This window comes from Ilumatobacter sp., assembly GCF_041688325.1.
GTDB lineage: Bacteria > Actinomycetota > Acidimicrobiia > Acidimicrobiales > Ilumatobacteraceae > Ilumatobacter_A.
Genome location: NZ_JBDNIJ010000283.1, coordinates 1 through 2,520, shown reverse-complemented (window position 1 = coordinate 2,520; position 2,520 = coordinate 1). Strand labels below are relative to the sequence as shown.

At 63.3% G+C, this 2,520-nt stretch carries 1 protein-coding gene; it reads right to left on the bottom strand.

Features of this window, described 5'->3' with window-relative positions:
• Positions 1-80: 80 nt before the first annotated feature.
• Entirely contained in the window at positions 81-2,195 is a 2,115-nt protein-coding gene (locus ACH2EI_RS15355; RefSeq protein WP_395160665.1) for a DEAD/DEAH box helicase, read from the bottom strand.
• Positions 2,196-2,520 lie beyond the last annotated feature (325 nt).

Below are 2,520 nucleotides of genomic sequence, written 5' to 3'. Positions count from 1 at the left end.
TGGGTCGACAACTGGAACGAAGACCCGAAACCGTTCGTCTGGCACAAAACCGCCGACGAAATCCTTGAACGGCTCGGCCGTTATTGCGCCGACGTCACCAACACCGAATTCGTGGGCGGAACAGCCTGACAGGACACTAGGTCCATGGCCTTGGCAACGACATCTCTGTATGCGTCGAGCCCGAGCTGCATGCCGGATCGAACGTGTGGCACGAAGACGATGCCGGCTAACGCCTTGTCCCCCTGCGGTCTCCCAAGCGTCTGATGGGTTTCACCGAGTTCTTCTGCGACCCAGTTGATCGCATCGGTGACCGCCGCTCTACGGTGCGGCGGGTCAGTCTGGAACACCCGGTAATGGAGGTTGGGCCGCTCGAATGTCGAGGGCCGGTGCAAGAGTCCAGGGTCGTCGGCGTCGAGCCCGAGCTCCCACATCATGTCGTTGAGCACCCTTGGCGAGGCTGTGGCGGTGAGTGCAAGCAGCGGAGGGGGCTCGTCGTGGAGATCGGCACACACTCGCCGGAGGTTGCGACCCAGCCGGAGGTACGAGGTGCGGAACTGGTGGCCCCACTCCGACACGCAGTGTGCTTCGTCGATCACTGCCAGGCTGACGAGATGGTGGCTGGCCGCTTCACCAACCTGAACGCGGAACCCCTCGATCTGGAGCCGTTCGGGGGCGACGAGTACAACGCACGCCTCTCCTCCACCAATGGCGCGCTGGATCTGTGTTCGCTCGTTCGTAGTGAGCCCACGGCCCGAGTGCAGGCCGACGACACGATCCATTCCGAGTTCACGAAACCGGCGCTCCTGGTCATCAATGAGCGCCTTGAGCGGAGCGACAACGATGGTCACGCCGGGGCGCAGCATCCCAGCCATCTGATAGATGAGGGTCTTGCCGCCGCCGGTCGGCAGGAGCACGCACGCGTCACCTCCGCTGAGGATGCGACTGACTGCTTCGCGCTGGCCTTCCTGAAACTCGTCGTGTCCGTAGATGTCGCGCACGACTCGATCGAGCGCGGCGAGCGAACGATCGGTTGCCGTGCGGTTCCGGCGCTCAACACTGGTCGTCTCGGTCCATGCGAGGTCCACCGGCACAAGGCACCCACGAATCACGATTGCCGGCCGACCCGTCTCCGCCAAAGCCGCATGCGGGGGCGTAAACGCAGCCAGATCGATATGTAAATCGGGTGCTTGGCTGGTCGATTCTTCAGAGCGTTGGTACCGACCATTTGGCAACCGTTCCCAGATGCGCCCGTTGAGAGCGATCTGCTTCGGCACGATGTCGAGGTCCCACGCTTCAGCGATGGCTCCGACGATGTCGAGGGCGATGTTTGCTCGCTCGACCACGGCACCGGTGTCGTCGGAGAGGGCGATGTTCCACAGCCGATTCGGACGGAGGAACCCTCGCTCGACTCCCTCAGCAAGCGCATAGGCGAACCGGTGGAGTGCTGCGGGCCCATGGATTGCGGCAACGAGACCCGGATCGGGAGCGCCAAGCCAAGGTGGCTGAAGCCCGGTCGCCAGGCGATGCAGTATGGGGTTTGAGGTGTCGCCGAGCTCGGCTCCGCGAATTCGGCGGGTCTGGATACCTGCAGACTTCAAGGCCCGGTCGCGTGCAAGATCCGCCCCAGCTGCGACGTCGTGGCCGCTCCCATCGATTTCGATAACCGCAGGTGTCGGCACCCACGGCATGTGCAAGAGGAAGTCAACCCAACGTTGGGAGGATTCGGTCGACGCCCCGATGAGGCCTTCGAGCCAAACCTGGGGTGCGCACCATCGCCGCAAGTGCGGCGCCTCCGAACTGATGAAGTCCCAGAATGGAACCTCGTAGGTGGGGTGCAGTTCGACGTTTGGGTCGAGGTTCCAGCCTCCGTCGACCGGTCCAGCGACAGCGGCGCGAATTCGGGACTCGTCGCGAGCTGGAACGTCAAAGACCGACGCATCGGCGTGCAAGATGACGGGTCTGGTTCCTCGCTGAACGACCTTGCGTACGACCGATGACCAGAATCGAATGTCGTCCGAGGCATCGCTGTCTGACAGCGTGGCGGCAACCATTGCCTGCGACACGGCTCGGGTCTCGAGCTCGGACGTGCTGGCGCGCTCGCGAGCCAGAGGATCATTCGGGAACCGACCGCCAATGACGGTGTACTGGACGTCCCACCCATCGCGCCCAGTACGTTCTCGCCACGTCGTTCTCACTGGCCCCACCGTAGTGATGTCGTGAATGAGGGCAGGACACTCGACCGCCGCTAGCCCCACCGTGCAGTATCTCTCTACCAAGGATCGGACACATCGTCAGCGATCGCCGACGGCGGCACTGGGTTCGACGTGAAAGCAGTCGTGCGGCGCGGAAGAACACGTCGTTCGTAATCGACTCAGCGTTGACGGGGCCCTCTCATGCCGACCTCGACGGAGCGTCCGGCGCCTCGACCGTCATTCGTAACGCCGGCATCGAGATTGTCGCGACAGCCCTCGACATCAGCGGCTCAATTGAAGATCTGCGATCAAGCGTGACTGCACTCGC